The 17,163-nt window shown below is 57.4% G+C and carries 21 protein-coding genes, 1 tRNA gene, 1 pseudogene and 1 riboswitch; of the genes and pseudogenes, 17 read left to right on the top strand and 6 right to left on the bottom strand.

What is annotated here, in order from left to right; all coding sequences use genetic code 11:
- The 7 genes and pseudogenes from NI20_RS0109845 to NI20_RS0109815 all read left to right on the top strand — a co-directional run.
- Nucleotides 1–262 (top strand): annotated as a pseudogene (locus tag NI20_RS0109845) (hypothetical protein); the annotation flags it as partial.
- A 201-nt stretch (nucleotides 263–463) separates the two neighbouring features.
- Nucleotides 464–572: riboswitch (TPP riboswitch) on the top strand.
- Nucleotides 573–631: 59 nt separating this feature from the next.
- Nucleotides 632–1,453, top strand: a complete 822-nt coding sequence (gene thiM, locus NI20_RS0109840) for a hydroxyethylthiazole kinase (RefSeq protein WP_033121211.1) — start codon at nucleotides 632–634, stop codon at nucleotides 1,451–1,453.
- Nucleotides 1,440–2,081 carry a thiamine phosphate synthase gene (gene thiE / locus NI20_RS0109835; protein ID WP_033121210.1) on the top strand — a complete coding sequence of 214 codons (642 nt, stop codon included), beginning with the start codon at nucleotides 1,440–1,442 and terminating at the stop codon, nucleotides 2,079–2,081. Before thiM ends, thiE begins: the two co-directional genes overlap by 14 nt.
- Complete coding sequence (locus tag NI20_RS0109830; RefSeq protein ID WP_033121209.1) at nucleotides 2,078–2,740, top strand: HAD family phosphatase; 663 nt, start codon at nucleotides 2,078–2,080, stop codon at nucleotides 2,738–2,740. The genes thiE and NI20_RS0109830 overlap by 4 nt, the downstream gene beginning before the upstream one ends.
- Before the next feature lie 87 nt (nucleotides 2,741–2,827).
- The gene (gene thiD, locus NI20_RS0109825) at nucleotides 2,828–3,637 is read left to right on the top strand and encodes a bifunctional hydroxymethylpyrimidine kinase/phosphomethylpyrimidine kinase (RefSeq protein ID WP_033121208.1); all 810 of its coding nucleotides are present in this window, start codon (nucleotides 2,828–2,830) and stop codon (nucleotides 3,635–3,637) included.
- Complete coding sequence (gene tenA, locus NI20_RS0109820) at nucleotides 3,634–4,293, top strand: thiaminase II (RefSeq protein ID WP_033121207.1); 660 nt, start codon at nucleotides 3,634–3,636, stop codon at nucleotides 4,291–4,293. The genes thiD and tenA overlap by 4 nt, the downstream gene beginning before the upstream one ends.
- A complete protein-coding gene (locus NI20_RS0109815; RefSeq protein WP_033121206.1) occupies nucleotides 4,290–4,925 on the top strand; it encodes a thiamine diphosphokinase in 636 nt (211 codons plus the stop codon). Before tenA ends, NI20_RS0109815 begins: the two co-directional genes overlap by 4 nt.
- A gap of 57 nt (nucleotides 4,926–4,982) precedes the next feature.
- Here NI20_RS0109815 and NI20_RS0109810 read toward each other — a convergent pair whose 3' ends face one another.
- A complete protein-coding gene (locus NI20_RS0109810; protein ID WP_033121205.1) occupies nucleotides 4,983–5,804 on the bottom strand; it encodes a papain-like cysteine protease family protein in 822 nt (273 codons plus the stop codon).
- Nucleotides 5,805–6,140: 336 nt separating this feature from the next.
- On the opposite strand from NI20_RS0109810, the gene NI20_RS0109805 reads away from it, so the two are divergent.
- From NI20_RS0109805 to NI20_RS0109790, 4 genes are read left to right on the top strand one after another with little or no spacing between them, the layout of a single operon-like run.
- Complete coding sequence (locus tag NI20_RS0109805) at nucleotides 6,141–7,247, top strand: GGDEF domain-containing protein (protein WP_052084577.1); 1,107 nt, start codon at nucleotides 6,141–6,143, stop codon at nucleotides 7,245–7,247.
- An 18-nt stretch (nucleotides 7,248–7,265) separates the two neighbouring features.
- Entirely contained in the window at nucleotides 7,266–7,817 is a 552-nt protein-coding gene (locus tag NI20_RS0109800; protein ID WP_052084573.1) for a hypothetical protein, read from the top strand.
- A gap of 57 nt (nucleotides 7,818–7,874) precedes the next feature.
- Nucleotides 7,875–8,492 carry a flavodoxin family protein gene (locus NI20_RS0109795; protein WP_033121226.1) on the top strand — a complete coding sequence of 206 codons (618 nt, stop codon included), beginning with the start codon at nucleotides 7,875–7,877 and terminating at the stop codon, nucleotides 8,490–8,492.
- A 10-nt stretch (nucleotides 8,493–8,502) separates the two neighbouring features.
- Nucleotides 8,503–8,946: a GNAT family N-acetyltransferase gene (locus tag NI20_RS0109790; RefSeq protein WP_033121204.1), complete on the top strand. Its 444-nt coding sequence runs from the start codon at nucleotides 8,503–8,505 to the stop codon at nucleotides 8,944–8,946.
- 43 nt (nucleotides 8,947–8,989) lie between these two features.
- Here the strand turns inward: NI20_RS0109790 and NI20_RS0109785 are convergent, their stop codons facing one another.
- Entirely contained in the window at nucleotides 8,990–10,432 is a 1,443-nt protein-coding gene (locus tag NI20_RS0109785; RefSeq protein ID WP_081958453.1) for an oxaloacetate decarboxylase subunit alpha, read from the bottom strand.
- Between the two features lie 381 nt (nucleotides 10,433–10,813).
- Between NI20_RS0109785 and NI20_RS0109780 the strand changes: the two genes are divergently transcribed.
- The gene (locus tag NI20_RS0109780; RefSeq protein WP_033121203.1) at nucleotides 10,814–11,386 is read left to right on the top strand and encodes a manganese efflux pump MntP family protein; all 573 of its coding nucleotides are present in this window, start codon (nucleotides 10,814–10,816) and stop codon (nucleotides 11,384–11,386) included.
- A gap of 348 nt (nucleotides 11,387–11,734) precedes the next feature.
- Here the strand turns inward: NI20_RS0109780 and NI20_RS15130 are convergent, their stop codons facing one another.
- Nucleotides 11,735–11,902, bottom strand: a complete 168-nt coding sequence (locus NI20_RS15130) for a hypothetical protein (RefSeq protein WP_156108616.1) — start codon at nucleotides 11,900–11,902, stop codon at nucleotides 11,735–11,737.
- An 80-nt stretch (nucleotides 11,903–11,982) separates the two neighbouring features.
- Here NI20_RS15130 and NI20_RS15125 point away from each other — a divergent pair, with 80 nt between their 5' ends.
- A complete protein-coding gene (locus NI20_RS15125; protein ID WP_156108615.1) occupies nucleotides 11,983–12,132 on the top strand; it encodes a hypothetical protein in 150 nt (49 codons plus the stop codon).
- Between the two features lie 362 nt (nucleotides 12,133–12,494).
- Here the strand turns inward: NI20_RS15125 and NI20_RS15415 are convergent, their stop codons facing one another.
- The 3 genes from NI20_RS15415 to NI20_RS0109770 all read right to left on the bottom strand — a co-directional run bounded on the left by NI20_RS15415 (nucleotide 12,495) and on the right by NI20_RS0109770 (nucleotide 14,506).
- Complete coding sequence (locus NI20_RS15415) at nucleotides 12,495–12,656, bottom strand: hypothetical protein (RefSeq protein ID WP_197055377.1); 162 nt, start codon at nucleotides 12,654–12,656, stop codon at nucleotides 12,495–12,497.
- A gap of 78 nt (nucleotides 12,657–12,734) precedes the next feature.
- On the bottom strand, nucleotides 12,735–13,850 hold the full coding sequence (locus NI20_RS0109775; RefSeq protein WP_033121202.1) for a hypothetical protein: 1,116 nt from the start codon (nucleotides 13,848–13,850) through the stop codon (nucleotides 12,735–12,737).
- Entirely contained in the window at nucleotides 13,847–14,506 is a 660-nt protein-coding gene (locus NI20_RS0109770) for a redox-sensing transcriptional repressor Rex (RefSeq protein WP_033121201.1), read from the bottom strand. Before NI20_RS0109770 ends, NI20_RS0109775 begins: the two co-directional genes overlap by 4 nt.
- A gap of 154 nt (nucleotides 14,507–14,660) precedes the next feature.
- Between NI20_RS0109770 and NI20_RS0109765 the strand changes: the two genes are divergently transcribed.
- From NI20_RS0109765 to NI20_RS0109755, 4 genes are all read left to right on the top strand, one after another.
- Nucleotides 14,661–14,737 (top strand) — tRNA-Arg (locus NI20_RS0109765).
- A gap of 384 nt (nucleotides 14,738–15,121) precedes the next feature.
- Entirely contained in the window at nucleotides 15,122–15,829 is a 708-nt protein-coding gene (locus NI20_RS0109760; RefSeq protein ID WP_052084572.1) for a hypothetical protein, read from the top strand.
- A 203-nt stretch (nucleotides 15,830–16,032) separates the two neighbouring features.
- Nucleotides 16,033–16,176, top strand: coding sequence for a hypothetical protein (locus tag NI20_RS15120; protein WP_156108614.1), 144 nt, complete (start codon nucleotides 16,033–16,035; stop codon nucleotides 16,174–16,176).
- A gap of 153 nt (nucleotides 16,177–16,329) precedes the next feature.
- Nucleotides 16,330–16,716: an IS30 family transposase gene (locus NI20_RS0109755; RefSeq protein WP_197055376.1), complete on the top strand. Its 387-nt coding sequence runs from the start codon at nucleotides 16,330–16,332 to the stop codon at nucleotides 16,714–16,716.
- The last annotated feature ends 447 nt before the right edge of the window (nucleotides 16,717–17,163 follow it).

Here is a 17,163-nt window from a genome sequence, read left to right as displayed (position 1 = left end):
CGGCATGGGATTCAAGCTCACCGTCATGCGGCTCTATTTTTGTCTCGTCCATCCGCTGCTCCGCGCCAGCGGAAAGGACAAGACAATGAAAACCCCTATCGAATTTGACTACGATCTCTGGACTACAGAGGAAGGCAAGTGCATGGTGCGCGTGAAGCTCACCGGCGAAGTATGCGAGGTCAGCAGAGAAACCATGAGAGTTCTACGCAACGAGGAAAAGAAGCTCAGACGCTCTAAGGCCGGAGTACAAGTTTCCCATTGAACAAAAGGTGCTCACGCAATTTGATGAATGCGGGGCATCTGTGGAGGCCGTCTGCCTGCTCACCAAAGAGTGAATTGCAGCGCTGACCGTTCCGGAAAACTACTGCGGCAGAATGGATGAAGCGCTTTGATCGACGAGTTGCGGCATTTGAATCATTTCCCCCTTGCAGATGCCGAAAAAAAGCGTATAATACAGTCGTTCAAGAAAAAACAGGGGAGCTCGTGCAGGCGGGCTGAGAGGAAGTGCTCCAACTTCGACCCTTTCACCTGATGCGGGTAATGCCGCCGTAGGAAGTTGACCTCATGGCTTTTTACAGGAGACGCCCGTTGTGGGCGCCTCCTGTTTTTTATTCAGAAAGGAGAAACAGATATGTTTCAGAAAATGCTCGAAAACGTGAGAGGCAAGTGCCCTCTCATCCACAACATCACGAACTATGTCACGGTGAACGACTGCGCCAACATCGTGCTGGCCTGCGGCGCATCGCCCATCATGTCGGACGACCAAAGCGAGGTCGAGGAGATCACGACGATCTGCGGTGGATTGAACATCAACATCGGCACGCTCAACAAGCGCACGATCGAGTCGATGTTCCTTGCGGGCAAGCGCGCGAACGCGCTTTCTCACCCCGTCGTGCTCGATCCCGTGGGCGCTGGCGCGTCGAAACTGAGAACGGAGACGGCGCAGAAGCTCCTTGAAGAGGTCAAATTCACCGTCATCCGCGGCAACATCTCCGAGGTCAAGACCCTTGCCTCCGGCAGCGGTACGACCAAGGGCGTGGACGCCGATGTCGCGGACAAGGTGAGCGAGGAGAACCTTGACAGCGCGGTCGCGTTCGCCAAGGCCTTTGCCGAAAAGACGGGCGCGGTCGTCGCCATCACCGGCGCGATCGACATTGTGGTGGACGGCAAGAAAGCCTACTGCATCCGAAACGGCCACCCCATGATGTCCTCCATCACGGGCACGGGCTGCCAGCTCTCCGCCATGACGGCGGCGTATGTGACGGCGAACCCCGAGCATCCGCTGGAGGCTGCCGCGGCGGCGGTCTGCGCCATGGGCCTTGCCGGCGAGATCGCGCACGCGCGCCTTTCCGCGCAGGATGGCAACTCCACCTATCGCAATTACATCATCGACGCCATCTACAACATGACGCCCGAACAGCTGGAGGAAGGCGCAAAGTATGAAGTGCGATAAGAAGACGATGCTGCTCTACGCCGTCACAGACCGCGCGTGGGTCGGCAGACAGAGCTTATACGAGCAGGTCGAATGCGCGCTCAAGGGCGGCGCGACCTGTGTGCAGGTGCGCGAAAAGAAACTCGGCGACGAGGATTTCCTCGAAGAGGCGAAGCAGATCGCGGCGCTGTGCAAGCGCTACGGCGTGCCGCTGTTTATCAACGACAATGTGGACGTCGCTATCGCCTGCGGTGCCGAGGGCGTGCACGTCGGTCAGGAGGACATGGCTGCGGCGAAGGTGCGCGAAAAGGTCGGCGACAACATGATGGTCGGTGTCTCTGTCCACTCCGTCGAAGAGGCGAAGCAGGCCGTGCGCGACGGGGCAGACTGCCTCGGCGTGGGCGCGATGTTCTCGACCTCGACAAAGACGGACGTCGACGTGCTTCCGAAGGAAACGCTCAAGGCCATCTGTGACGCGGTTGATATTCCGGTCGTGGCCATCGGCGGGCTCAACAAGAGCAACATCCTCGAGCTTTCGGGCACAGGCGTGGACGGTGTGGCGCTGGTCAGCGCCATCTTCTCGGCGGAGGACATCGAAAGCGAATGCCGCGAGCTGCGCGCGCTGTCGGAAAAAATGGTGAACGCATGAAGCTCAAGTGCGTGATCTTTGACTTTGACGGCACGCTGTTCGACTCCATGTACCTCTGGGACACGGTGGCGGAGAGCTATGTGCGCTCGCGCGGCAAAGAGCCCAAGCCCACCGTGCGCGAGGAGGTGCGCGCGCTGAGCCTCTTACAGGCGGCGGAGCACCTGAAAAAAGAGTATGACCTTGCGGAGACGCCCGAGGAGATCATGGCGGGCATCGATGGCATCATCGAGCATTTTTACCGCGACGAGGTGCAGCCAAAGCCGGGCGTTGTCCCGTTTTTGAAAGAGCTGCGCGCAAAGGGCGCCGACGTCTGCATCGCGACGGCGACAGACCGCTACCTCATCGAAGCGGCGCTGCGGCGCTGCGGCATTGAGAACCTCTTCGACGCGATCTTCACATGCAGCGAGGTCGGGCACGGCAAGGACGAGCCCGTCATCTTCCGCCGTGCGATGGAGCATTTTGGCGCGCAGCGCGGCAGCACCGTGGTCATCGAGGACGCCATCCACGCCATCGAAACCGCGAAAAAGGACGGCTTTACCGTCGCGGCGGTCTTCGACGAGAGCGAGAAGCGCCAGGACGAGGTCAGAGCGCTGGCGGACTGCTATATCACGAGCTTTGAGCATTTAGAGCAATTCTGGGCAATGACCGCGGCGGACTAAAGCCGCGGCTTTGGGCGGCAGACCGGGGGCACCACTCTCTGTCGCATAACAAAAGAGATGCATTTTGAATCGAAAGGACGAAAAACGATGAAAACAGCATTATCCATCGCGGGAAGCGATTCCTGCGGAGGCGCCGGTATTCAGGCAGACATCAAAACGATGACGATGAACGGTGTTTATGCCATGACCGCGATCACCGCGCTCACGGCACAGAACACGACCGGCGTGAGGGCAATTCAGGAGGCAACGCCTGCATTCTTAAAAGAGCAGCTGGACGCGGTATTTGAAGATATCTTCCCCGACGCGGTCAAGATCGGTATGGTTTCGTCCTCCGACCTGATCCGCGTGATCGCGGAGCGGCTGCGCCACTACGGGGCAAAGAACATCGTGGTCGACCCAGTGATGGTCGCGACGAGCGGCTCAAGCCTGATGAAGACCGACGCGGTGCAGACGCTCATCGACGAGCTTCTGCCGCTCTCGACCGTCATCACGCCGAACATTCCCGAGGGTGAGATCCTCTCCAGTGAGAAGATCGAGAGCAGGGACGACATGGAGCGCGCCGCCAAGCGCATCGGCGACACCTACGGCTGCGCCGTGCTCTTAAAGGGCGGTCACCGCGTGAACGACGCCAATGACCTGCTCTACGCAGGCGGCGAGATGCAGTGGTTCGAGGGCAAGCGCATCGACAATCCCAACACTCACGGCACGGGCTGCACGCTCTCGAGCGCCATCGCGTCGAACCTCGCCAAGGGTTACTCGCTCAGCGAGTCCGTCGCGCGGGCGAAGGAGTACATTTCCGGCGCGCTGTCGGCAATGCTGGACCTCGGCAAGGGGGCGGGGCCCATGCAGCACAATTTTGACCTGCGGGGCGAGTTTGCAAAGGAAAATACCAAGTGAAAACATCTGAAAGACTGCTGAACGCCAGCAAAACGATCTGGGACGCCTACAACGAGCACCCCTTTGTGCTCGGCATCCAGAACGGCACGCTGGAGCGTGATAAGTTCCGCTACTACATCATGCAGGACTTCCTGTATCTCAAGGACTATGCCAAGACCTACGCCGTGGGCGTCGCCAAGGCGAAAAGCGTCGAGACGGCGAACCTTTTCGCCAAGTACATCAACGTGATGAACGGCGAGCTGGACGTGCACAAGGGTTACATGGGTAAGTTTGCAGTGACGCAGGAGGAGATCGACGCGATGAAGCCCTCGCTCGATAATCTCTCCTACACGTCCTACATGGTCCGTGTCGCCTATGATGAGAGCGAGGTCGAGGTCTTGGCGGCGGTGCTCTCGTGCGCTTACAGCTACGAGGTCATCGCCAAGAAGATCGTTGCGAACCGCCCCGAGTCGGTCGACGACCCGTTCTACGGCGACTGGATCCGCGGCTACGCCTCAGACGAGTATGCCGCGGGCAATGTCATCCTGATCGAAACGCTCGACCGCCTGTCCGCGCACTATACGGAAGAGCAGCTCCGGCATTTGGAGGACATTTTCATCGCCTGCTCGCGCTACGAGATGGCCTTCTGGCAGATGGCTTGGGAGATGAGACTGTGAGCGAGAAAAAACGCTGCGTGATCGTCGGCGGCGCGGACATCGGCGACTATGCGCGCGTAAAGCAATATCTGAGAGCGGACGATGCGATCGTCTTCTGCGACAGCGGCCTCAAGCACATGGAGGCGCTGGGGGTGAAGCCCGCGCTGATCGTCGGCGACTTTGACTCGCACTGCAATCCGCACCTCGATGTAGAGACCATCGTGCTCCCGTGTGAAAAGGACGACACCGACACGGTGTTTGCCGTCAAGACGATGGTACAGCGCGGGTATGACGACTTTTTGCTCATCGGCGTCATCGGCGCGCGGCTCGACCACACGCTCGGAAACGTGTCGATCCTGCTCTACCTCGATTCGCTCGGCAAAAGGGCGGAGATCGTGGACGACTATTCGGAGATGCAGATCGTCTCGAAGGACGAAGTCTCCATCGAGGATAAGTACCCGTTTTTCTCGCTGCTCAATATCACGGGCTGTGCGAGGGGGATTACGATCCGCGATGCGAAGTACCCGCTCGACGGCGCGGAGATCACGTGCGAATACCAGTACGGCGTGAGCAACGAGGTCCTGCCCGGAAAGACCGCGAAAATCTCCGTGCGGGATGGAAAGCTCCTGCTTATCAAAATTTGCAGACAGTAAGTGAAACGAAAAAAGCAGCAGACCGACGGCCTGCTGCTTTTTGCTGCGTTTGGATCGTTATTTCGCGCTGGGAGAGGCGACAAGAAACAGCATGTCGCTGCCACCCTCGCTTTCAGGGAACGCACCGTACATCGTGAAGTTGTACATCAGGCGCTCGGCGGGATAGATGCCGTAGCCGTCCTGATTGTGGTCGGTGGTGTCGTAGGAGTCGGCGACGAGGAAGACGTCGTCGTTCTCATTTTCCGTGCCCATCGTATCGTAGCCGATGATGGTCTGCCAGTGGCCGCCCCAGTCGTTCCAGCAGATCATAACGGGCTTGCCTTCGCTCAGCCAGCCCTGAATATCGTCGAGCCAGATGCCGTCGGGATAGTCGTTGGAGGATATTATATCAAAATCGCCTACGCCGTTGAAAATGTCAATGGCCTGGTTGAGTGTGGTGCCGGGATAGCCCTCAAGCTCCGTGCCGTCGAGCGAGTGGCGCAGCGCCGCGAGGGACTCTTCGTTCCAGTCGCCGAGCGCATCGTACCAGTCGAGTACCATCAGCGCCGCCGTCACGCCGCAGGACCATTCGCTGGTCTGCTGCATGGTCCTGAAGTGGGGCAGCATGGTCAGCGTGTCCGTGGACTCCATGTTGTAGACGTCGGGGTGGGCGAAGTAGGGCGAGTTTTCATGGTCGCCGCTGCGTTCCACGGAGTCCGCGCCGTCCTCAGGGGACAGGTCGACAGCGTAGGGGATCTTCATTTCGTCGGTAAAGTTTTCGGCAGTCTCCGCTGCCTTGCTGTTCTCGGCGTTATCAGCCGGTGTGTCATTGTTGGCGCAGCCGGACAGAAGGCCCAGCACAAGCGCGAGGGTGAGCGCCAGAGTGACAGTTTTTTTCATTGCAAATCTCCTTTTTTGTTTCGGGGCGGAGCCCCTTTTTCCGATTTTCCGCAAAGACCGCGGAATGGTTGCATTATACGGGAAATATATGCCTTGCACAATGCACAATTATTCCGTAATTTGGAGATACGCAGGGCGGATAATCGTAAGATATGTGAATTTTTACCGCGTTTTGGCCCTGCGCGGGATATGCAAAATTTTTGTGCGTCGCATTCTGTGCTTTGCAAATGTCAAACTATGTGATATACTAAAAATGTCCCAAAGAGGACAAATGAGGAGATTTTTGTCGGGCCGGATTATCGGCCTTTTATTTTGGCAGAAGGTATTTTTGATTTTATGATAGATCAGTATTTCTTGGTTTTAACGACGATCGACCTCTTCGTGCTGACGTTCATGTGCATCCTCACAAAGATGAGCGAAACGCTCAACGGAAAGCAGAAGCGCGGCTTTTTCCTCGCCTTTGTGCTCATCGGCGTGATCTCGATCCTCGAGGTCATCACGATTCTGGTTGACGGTGCGCCGGTGCATCTGCGCTGTCTGAATATTTTGTCGAACTACCTCGGTTTCGGCCTGTCGCCCGCGGTGTCGCTGTGCCTTGTGTATGTGCTGGACAAAAAGCAGGGCGTCCGGCGCGGATTCAAAACGGCGGTCGCGTGCGAGGCGGCGTATCTCATTTCGCTGGCGCTGATGCTGCCGCGCGGGATGGTGTTCTCCGTGAGCGAAGAGAACCTTTATTCGCGCGGCGACTTTTTCGCGTTTTACGTTACGGCGTACTTTGCCGCGCTTGTTTATCTTGCGGCCTGTACGGCCATCACGGCGCGTGCGTTCCAGAATCGCAGCCGCGTACTGATCTATCCGTTCATCGTCTTTCTGGCGGCGGAGACGATCATCCAGATCGCGCTGCCGCAGCTGCACGTGACATGGCTGTGCGTCACGCTGCTTTCGGTGCTGTATTTCATCTATTGCAGCGAGATGTGGAACCAGCTCGACGCGCTCACGGGCCTTTTGAATCAGAACAGCTATCTCAATCGCACGGCGGAGATGCGCCGCAGCGGCGAGGTGCTTGTCGTCTTCGACGTGGACGACTTCAAGCAGGTCAACGACCGATATGGCCACGTGAAAGGCGATATCTGCCTTGCCGAGATCGCCGCGTGCATCAAGAAGGCCTATGCGCGCCACGGTTACTGCTACCGCACGGGCGGCGATGAATTCTGCGTGCTGCTGCGCGACGGCGACAGGGAACACGCCTGTGCACGGGACTTTGTGCGCCGGCTGGACGAGCGGCGCAAGGAACTCGACTTCCTGCCGACGGTGTCGTTCGGCTCGGCAGAGATTTCAAGTGAGAACGTCGTCACGGTCAAGGACCGCGCCGACCACAACATGTACCGCTACAAAAAAGAGCGCAAAGCCCACCGTATGTCAGGGGACGCGGGCGAGGAGTAATCGAGAGGAGGCCAGCCCATGGGACAGACGGAATGGAGCACGCTGGTCGGAAGCATCTGCGCAGAGCGCGGACTGTCCGTCGTACTTTCGTGGGACATGCCGCAGGGATACGAGACGGCCAACGGCACGTTTGATCCGGTGGCAAAAACGCTTTTTCTCAATCCGGCCGTGCTGCAAAGTGCGCCGGAGTACGAGGCGATGTTCTATCTTGTCCACGAGCTGCGGCACGCGGAGCAGTACCAGCATCCCGAGCGCTTCGACGCGATGATCCGCGTAAGCCTTCCCTACGTGGTGCTCTATGATGGAACGTGCTTCCGCCTGCGCGGCGAAACCTGGCAGGAGTGCCGCTTGGACGGCGGAGAAGAGAGGTTTCGCGACGCTTATCTGGGCTTTCCTTACGAGGTGGACGCCAATGAATTCGCGGCGCAGCGGGTGAAAGCCTTTTGCGGCGATTCGCCCGCGCTGCGACAGCTGCGGGACTGCTGGCGGCCGAAAAGGATTTGGTCGAACGAAGACTACCGGCGGCTTTTTCGCGAGATCGACGAGAGAATAGAAAACAGTGCGCGTTGAGCAAGGCAAGCGCTCAGCGGCGCGCGGAGCATACAGGAGAAGACAGCAATGAAAAATTTGAAGGTACTGATGCTCAACGGCAGCCCGCACGCAAACGGCAACACCGCCGTCGCACTGCGTGAGATGGAGGAGATCTTCAAGGCAAGCGGCGTGGAGGTCGAGACCGTGCTCATCGGCAATCAGGCCGTGCGCGGCTGCACGGCCTGCGGAGCCTGCGGCAAGCTCGGCAAGTGTGTTTTTGACGACGTGGTCAACGAGCTCAAGCCGAAGTTTGAGGAGGCGGACGGCCTCGTCGTGGCGAGCCCCGTCTATTACGCGTCCGCGAACGCGACGCTCATCGCCTGCCTCGATCGCCTGTTTTACAGCACACCGTTCGACAAGACGATGAAGGTCGGCGCGAGCGTCGTCTGCGCGCGCCGCGGCGGCTGCTCGGCGACGTTCGATGAGCTCAACAAGTATTTCACCATCTCCGGCATGCCGGTCGCGTCCAGCCAGTACTGGAACAGCATCCACGGCCGCGCACCGGGCGAGGCGGAGCAGGACGGAGAGGGCCGGCAGACGATGCGCACGCTCGCGCGCAACATGACGTTTTTGATGAAGAGTATCGCGCTCGGCAAGGAGCAGTTCGGCCTGCCTGAAAAGGAAGAGCGGATCGCCACGCACTTCATCCGCTGAGGGAAAGTGCATGGAGCTGTTCGTCAAGCATTTTTCCGAGCTCACGGCGCAAGAGCTCTATGAAATTTACAGGCTGCGCGTGTCGGTCTTCGTCGTGGAGCAGAAATGCTGCTATCAGGAGGTCGACGACGCGGACAAGGACGCCTATCACGTCTGGCTGCGGGACAAGGACGGCATCGAGGCCTATGCGCGCGTTCTGCCGCGCGGCGCAACGTTTCCGGAGGTCTCCATCGGCCGCGTGATCGCCGTGAAACGGCGCTGCGGTCTGGGGAAGCAAATCGTCGCCGCGGCCATCGGCACGGCGAAAGAGAAGCTGCACGCCGATAGGATCACGATTGAAGCGCAGACCTATGTGAAGAAACTGTACGAGAACTTCGGCTTCCGCCAGACGTCGGAAGAATTCTTAGAGGACGGCATCCCGCACGTGCAGATGCAGCTCGACCTGACAAAATAAGAAAATCGCCCTTCCATTTGGAAGGGCGATTTTTCGTTGCGGTTTACTTGCGGGAGAACGGCGCGACGGCGCGCTCCTTTGCTTCGCGGTGCGCGATGGGAGCCATCGTGCGGTGCGGCTTCGGCGTGCGCAGGTTGCGGCGGTTGATGAACTTGGGTGCGACCTGCGGGAACAGCGCGAGGGAGAGCACGTCCTCCTCGCTCTTGGCGAGGTCCTTGTACTCCTCGCGGTACTTGGGAAGCTCGGGCTCCAGAAGGTCGGCGGGGCGGCAGGTGATGACGTCCTCGGGCTTGATGCCGGCCTTGGCGCGGACCTCTTCGTTGACCGTTCCGGGCAGCTTGCCGTATTCGCCGCGCAGCATGGCCTTGGACTCCTTGGGGACCATCTTGTAGCGCTCGCCGGTGATGATGTTCAGCACGGCCTGCGTGCCGACGATCTGGCTGGACGGCGTGACCAGCGGGGGATAGCCGAAGTCCTCGCGCACGCGCGGAATCTCAGCGAGCACGTCGTAGTACTTGTCCTCCTTGCCCGCCTGCTTGAGCTGGGAGATGAGGTTCGAGAGCATACCGCCGGGGACCTGATAGAGGAGCGTGTTCGTGTCGACATTCAGCACCTTCGGGTCGAGCGCGCCGCTCGATTTGAGCTCATCCGCGACCTTGCGGAAGTGGACGGCAGCCTCGCTCATCTTGTTCAGGTCGAGCCCTGTGTCGCGCGGCGTGCCCTTGAGCGTGGCGACGAGGGACTCCGTCGCGGGCTGGGACGTGCCGTTGGCGAGCGGGGAGAGCGCGGTGTCGACAATGTCGACGCCCGCCATCGCGGCCATCAGGTTGACCATGTCGCCCGTGCCGCTGGTGTTGTGCGTGTGCAGATGGATGGGGATGCTGACGGTCTCCTTGAGGCGCTTGACAAGGGAGTAGGCATCCATCGGCAGCAGCAGGTTCGCCATGTCCTTGATGCAGAGAGCGTCCGCGCCCATCTGCTCGAGCTCCTTAGCGAGCTTCACGAAATAATCCTCATTGTGGATGGGGGAGATGGTGTAGGAGAGAGTGGCCTCGACCTGACCACCGTATTTCTTCGTGGACTTGATGGCCTGCTCTAAGTTACGCACATCGTTGAGCGCATCGAAGATGCGGATGATGTCGATGCCGTTATCAATGGACTTGCCGCAGAACTCGTCGACGACGTCGTCAGCATAGTGCTTGTATCCTAAGATGTTCTGGCCGCGGAAGAGCATCTGGAGCTTCGTGTGCGGCAGGTGGGCGCGCAGCTGGCGCAGCCGCTCCCACGGATCCTCATCCAGAAAACGCAGGCAGGCGTCGAACGTGGCGCCGCCCCAGCACTCGAGAGAGTAGTAGCCGATCGAGTCGAGAATTTCGCAGGCGGGGAGCATTTGTTCGAGCGTCATGCGCGTGGCAGCCTGCGACTGGTGCGCGTCGCGCAGGATGGTGTCGGTGATGAGAAGGGGCTTGTTCGATAAGAATTCCATAGCGGTATGAGGACATCCTTTCTTAAATTTGATATTTAGTTTAGCACAGCAGCGTGGGAATGGCAAGGGAACTTTTGTCAATGATTTCATATTTTTATCGAACGATTCAGAAATAATGATACATTGAATGAAAAATGTCTGAATGCGAGTCAAAGAATGCTTGACGGCCCTGCGGGGATATGATATACTGTGTCCTACTTTGAGGGAGTAGATGGCGTCAACTGCTTTAGATGGCGTGGCAAGTCAACAGACTGACCGCTTTTGCGGTCTGGCTTGTCTTAAACAACGAGACTCAAGTATGGCTTCGCTGTACCTGTGTCTCTTTTCTTATGCTCAGGTGCGGTACCGCGCCTGATTTTTTGTTGTTTGGAGGATCTTACCATGACATTTTTCGAGCTGTTCCTCATCGGTATCGGGCTTTCGATGGACGCCTTCGCCGTGTCGATCTGCAAGGGCCTTTCCATGCAGAAGATCGACAAAAAGTATACGCTCTGCATCGGCCTCTTTTTCGGCGGATTCCAAGCGCTGATGCCGCTGACGGGCTACCTTCTCGGCAGCCGGTTTTCAGGGTATATCGAGCGCTTCGACCACTGGATTGCCTTCGTCCTGCTCGCGCTGATCGGCTTTAACATGATCAAGGAGAGCCGCGAAGAGGAGAAAGAAGAGGAAAAGCCCTACGCGGGCGTCAACTTCAAGGAGCTGCTCATCCTCGCCGTCGCCACGAGCATCGACGCGCTGGCCGTCGGCGTGACGTTTGCTTTTTTACAGGTGAATATTGTGCCTGCCATCACGATCATCGGCTGCACGACGTTTGTGATCTCGATTGCGGGTGTGTACGTTGGCAATGTGTTCGGCTCGCGCTATAAGAGCCGCGCCGAGCTCACCGGCGGCGTGATCCTTATTTTGATCGGGCTCAAGATCTTGCTTGAACATTTGGGTGTGATCGCGTTTTAATAAAACGTGAAATAATCTCCCGCGCGGCGCGGGAGTGCGCAAAAGTGGGGCTGTTCTCTTTCCGAGGAAAGAGAACAGCCCCACTTACACCCCCCAAGAGAAAGGGACGAGGGGCCTTCCCCCCTCAATCCCGCTCATTGCCGGTCGGTAGCTTGAAGAGCTGCAATGCTTGCCGAATCGGGTGCGGTGTACATGGCTTCGCCATGAATCCCTGCGATTCGGCACCACTATTAACCGCGCCTTACTACCGTGAGGCGCGTGTGACGGTAGCACGCCGACAGACTGCATGCGGGCGCGGTGTTGCTGTGCTCGCCGCGTAACAAAAAACGACCGCGGTGGCGGTCGTTTTTATGTCTGGGGAAGATTGTTCAGTGCGTAGTCGATGCACTGGTTGATAAATTCGCTTCTGCTCATGTTGAACTTCGCGGCAAACGCGTCAATCTGCGCCAGCTTATCGGGGGCAATCCGGATCGTGATGGGTTCCTTGGTATATTGCTTCGGGATGAAATCAGCCATGGTAATCACCTCTTGCTGTGGTGTATGCTAAATATAGATTCTAAATTAGCATACTTTATAGCGTACGAAAGAAGAACACAATGGACTATCAGAAGATGTATACCACCTTATTCAACGCGATCACCGACGCACTTTCCCAAATCGAAACACAAAATTACGGCGACGCCAAAGAAACACTTATCTCTGCCCAGCAAAAAGCAGAAGAAATCTATATCACAGCACAAAACTAAAAAAGCACCCTCCAAAAGCGGCGAGCGCAGCAATGCCGCGCCCGCACGCAGTCTGCCGCCGTGCTGCCGTCACTCGCGCCTCACGATAGTAAGGCGCGGTTGCGTGTAGTCACGACTCGCAGAAGATTCATGGCGAAGCCATGTACACCGCACTTACATTGCGCAGCGTGTGCAGCTCTTCAAGATCGAGACAGGCAATGTAACCTTTCTCTTGGGGGTTCAAGGGGGGGATTCTCTTTCGAGAAAGAGAATCCCCCCCTTGATTCGAGGCAGCGCCACCGGCGCTGCCATCCCCACTGCGCTGTGCGCAGAAAGCAAAAAAAGAGGGCCGCGCTTTCGCACAGCCCCCTTCTTATGCAGGTTTAGCAGCCGCAGCCGTTATTGCAGCCACAGCCATTGTTGCAGCCGCAGCCATTGTTGCAGCCGCAGCCACCGCCGCAGCCGCCGCAGGCGAAGATCAGGATGATGAGGATCAGGATCCACAGGCAGCAGCCGCCGCCAAAACCACAGTTATTATTGCACATAAAACGAACCCCCTATGAAGATTGAAACCGCCCGCGCGGCGGTCTCAATCCATAGTATGGTGGGAACGCAAAAAGGTGTCAGCCGATGCGCGCAGAATTTACCATCGCGCGGGAAGCGCGGTAGGCCGCGTCGGAGAAGACACCACGCGCGCTGAGCGTGTCGCTCAGTGTGCTGCCGCCGCTGACATTCGTTTCGAGCGCGTAGTAGGAAAGATACACAACATCAGCGCGCAGGAACGCGGATGCACGCAGCGCGCTCACCTCGCCCGCGGTCAGGACGCCCACAAAGTACGCGCGCTCGGGCGCGTTGGAGATATCAGACTGCGCGGTGGAGCTGTAGCGCAGTGCACGCAGCAGAAATTCTGTGTACATCTCCGCCGATGCACTCATCGTCGTGCCGAATGTCGTTGGGCCGACGCCGTTGGTGTAGCCTTTGGAGTAGGCGTAGGCCGCGTAGGGCAGCGCCCAGTCGGGCACGTCGGTAAAGGGCTGGTAGGCCGTGCAGGTCAGCGCCTCGCTCTCCTCGCCGAGAAGACGAATGAGCATAATGAGCGCCTCCATGCGCGTGGGGGCCTTTTCGAGGTCAAAGCCCTCGCCGTAGCCCGTGTCCGACCCGCGGAAGAGCGTGAGCGTTTTGAGCGAGGCGGCCATGGCCGGATAGTCGACCGAGGAAGAGCTTGCGATGGAATAGAAGCCGCAGTAATTCACGACCGCGGTCTTGCCGGTGACGGTGAAAAGCGCTGTCGTGTCCTCGGCGACGAGATAGCGGTGATTTTCCGCGAGCGCCGCGCCGCTTTTAACCTCACTGCCGTTCGTCACGTCGACGACCGCGCCGGAGGAAAACTGCACATTGACGCTGCCCGCCAGCACGATGACCTGAAGCCCTGTCGTGCCGGAGAGCACATCTCCCTGCTTGAGGCGCGACTCGGTGAAGACGTCGGCGCGCTGCGCGCCCACGTTGGCCTCGGCCACGGCGATGGTCGAGCGGAGTGCGGCCTCAGCCTTTGAATACGCCGCCTGATCGGACTTGTCGAGGGCGGCGTCGATGGACGAAGTCGCCTTGGTGGTAAACGTTGTTTGCAGATAGTTGAGCGAGATCAGCGGGTCGCTGCTGTCTCCCCCTGCGGCCATGGCCGCGGTGGCGAGCATCGTCACTGCGAGGAGCGATGCGAGCAGGGCAATGGGCCTTTTCACGGTTTGGCTCCTTCCTCCTCCGCCTCGGCGGAGGTCTTGGAGATGCGGTAGCTCAGCGTGAGCAGACTGTCGGCAAAGTGGACGTCCTCGGTGAAGACCTCGCTGCCGACGTGCAGCTCTGTGTTGGTGAAATTCCAGATCCCGCGCACGCCGAGCGCAACGAGCTGCTCGGCGACCTCCTGCGCGATGTGCTTGGGCACGGTCAGTACCGCAACATCGGGATGGCACACGGCGAAATAGTCGCCGATCTCGTCGAACGAACGGATAAGCACGTTGTTGACGCGCGTGCCGATGAGCGTGGGGGAGACGTCGAACGCGGTGTCAAGCAGAAAACCGGTCTGCATGAAGTCAAAGTTGCGCAGCAGCGCGTGGCCCAGGTGGCCGGCGCCGACGACGACGAGGCGGTGCTGCTCGTCCACGCCGAGAATATGACCGATCTCGGTGCGCAGCTCCAAAATGTTGTAGCCGTAGCCCTGCTGGCCGAATTCGCCAAAGCAGCTCAGGTCCTGGCGGATCTGCGAGGCGGTGATGCCCATGCGCTCGCCGAGCGAGCTCGACGAGATGCGCACGATGCCCTTGGAGTGCAGATCGTCGAGATAGCGGTAGTAACGGGGAAGACGCCGGACGACAGCGTCGGAAATTTTGCGTTTTTTCATAAGGAACGATCCTTTGTTTTAGGATACTGCAATTATACGAGCGAGAGAAGAAGTTGTCAATTTTTTTAACGATCTTTGACGAAAATTTTAGCTTTACAGAAGTGGAAAAAGTTGCTATACTTACTTTGTTAACCCCTGCGTCCCAATTCAATATGTGCCCGTAGCTCAGTTGGATAGAGCGTCAGACTCCGACTCTGAAGGCCGCTGGTTCGAATCCAGTCGGGCATACCATAAAGAATTACCGGTATAGATGCGTCTGGCGCAAAGCCAAGCGCATCAACCGTTTCCGGGCTTTTTCGAGCCCGGATTTCTTCTTTTGAACCATAGATTTTTATGGAGGTTTCGGAGCAACTGACCGGATTTGAACTGGAGTATCTCATGTCTTGGACAGTTTCCAACCTCCAGCGCCCTTTTAGAGAGAACTTTTCTCTCAAAAAAGCGGCATCATCGCAGAAAAAGAATCATAAATATTTGGGCGTCGTTTTGTCGGCTTTGACAGCTGAAAAAGCGGTGCCTTTTTTCAATTTCTAAAAGGGCGCTGGCTGCAGCGTCTGAAGCGGCAGGCCGGAGAAGACCTCTCCGGCCTTATTTTTTTACAACAGGAGGATCGCTTACATGGACACCCAAAACACAAGCCGTCAGCTTCGCTACCTTGAAGAAGTCCGTACTCCCCTGCACCGTGCAGGATTTGGAACCCTGCCGGTGGAGGGAGAGCAGTTGCCTGTCCATTGGAATGGCACACCCCTCTGCCGCATCACCGGCAAGGGCAGCGTATTCTATCGGCGAGAGGATGTGGACACGCCCCAGGCAGAGGATGCCCTATATCGCGTCGAGGACATCGCCGCGAAAACGCTGGAGTATATGACCGCTATGGAAGCTGCCCCGCAGCTCAAAGCCAGCGGACTGGATGGCGACTACCGTATCCTCGCTGACTTTGGCGGCACGGTGCTGGCAGGTTCTCCGAGCAAATACGGCGTTCAATTCGTCACATGGGATTGGGACTATGACCGCACGGGTGTGGTACACGGACACTACTTTATGGAGAACTACGATGGCGCCAAGCAGGACTTCGCCACACGCTCAGGACTTATCCAAAAGGAACAGCTTTTCAGCCCGGAACAGCTGACTGAGATTTACCGATGCTGCACCGACTCTGTGAATGAGCACTTCTTTGAGCTTACGGATATCATCACCAACTATGATCCTCGGAAAGCCTGCTGGCAGCTGACTTTGGACAGCTTGCTGGATGGCAGCAGCGATACTCGTTATGAGCTGATGCACGAACCTACCCTCGCCATCAAAACACCTACCAAAGAAAAATGAGGAGGAACCACACTATGAACTTTATTCTTAGCCAGCCATCCACTACGCTCGACATTTATACCCATGCCTTTGATAAGAACAAAAAGGCCGCCAGCGCGGGCTTGCAGGGGATGCTGGAGATATGAATATCGTCAGCATCGAAATAACAGTAGCTTTGTGCGGTGAGTTGTGGTATGTGTTGTGGCTGCAAAGGGAGGGATACCATGTACGACTACATGAAAGCCTTGCAGGAACGGTTTGACAAGAAGCCGCCGGAGCGGCTCGTCCGCGCTGTCCAATCCGCCCGCGAAGAGGTACGTGAGGGAGAATGGGTGATGAGAAGCGCAAGAAGCTGCTCCGTCTGCTAGATGCACAGAATATGTTACTGGAGGAGGCCACGCTGCTGAGCTTTACGGCGGGCTTCAAGCTGGCATGTGGCATCGCAAGGGATCTGGAAACAGATGGACTCTATGCTCCTACGCCTATTATTCACAATAATAGGTGAAAATCAACCTACGTTATTGAGCTCGGGTAGCTCGGTCGTCGCGGCTTTAGACCGCCTCGAGTGTATTTACGGCGCGGTGTTCTATGAGATTTTCAAAACGATAATCGTAGACAACGGCTCCGAGTTCGCGGATGCTGACGGCATTGAGCGGAGCGCCCGGCACAAGGATGCAAAGCGGACGACGGTCTATTACTGCCATGCATATAGCTCTTGCGAGCGCGGCACGAACGAGAATATTAACCGCATAATATGGCGGCAGTTCCCGAAAGGGACGGACTTCGACAAGGTGACGGCGGCGGAGGTTAAGTGCGTCGAGACGTGGCTCAATGATTACCCGAAAGAAATCCTCAGCTTTATGTCCTCGGCGGAGGCTTTCAAGATAGCGTTTGACCGGGCGGCGTGAACGCTCTAAAAATTTATTCTATCTTTTTCGCACAAAATACCTGACATTTGCGGAGCTCAGGTAGTTCTCCGCTGCAAGCAGGCGGATGAGCAGCGGCGAAAACGCGATGATACCGCCCGCGCAGAGGTAGATTGCGCACGGAGGCTCATGCTTCGTTCGTCTCTGAAAAGGTGAAGAAAATGCCTGCTGTCAAGAATGGTTTCAAAATTGAGATTCAATGTGCCGACATCGTGATCGTGGAGATGCAGCCTTATTACTTTGCTTTTCAGCTTTCTGTTTGGAATTGCTTTTTAGCCTTCTGCCTGATATAATAATGGTAGCATAACGCGAGAAACTTATCGATAGGATCGGGTGTATTTATGTGAACGCCAAGACCTGATCGGACAAAGAAAGGGTGGGGAGAATGTTATGTCAGAGATAATGTGGCACATCTGCATTTCGAGCATC

Origin of the sequence: Oscillibacter sp. ER4, assembly GCF_000765235.1 — a bacterium.
GTDB lineage: Bacteria > Bacillota > Clostridia > Oscillospirales > Oscillospiraceae > Hominicoprocola > Hominicoprocola fusiformis.
The sequence above is the reverse complement of the archived record's forward strand: the minus strand, read 5'-3'. Positions and strand labels throughout refer to the sequence as shown.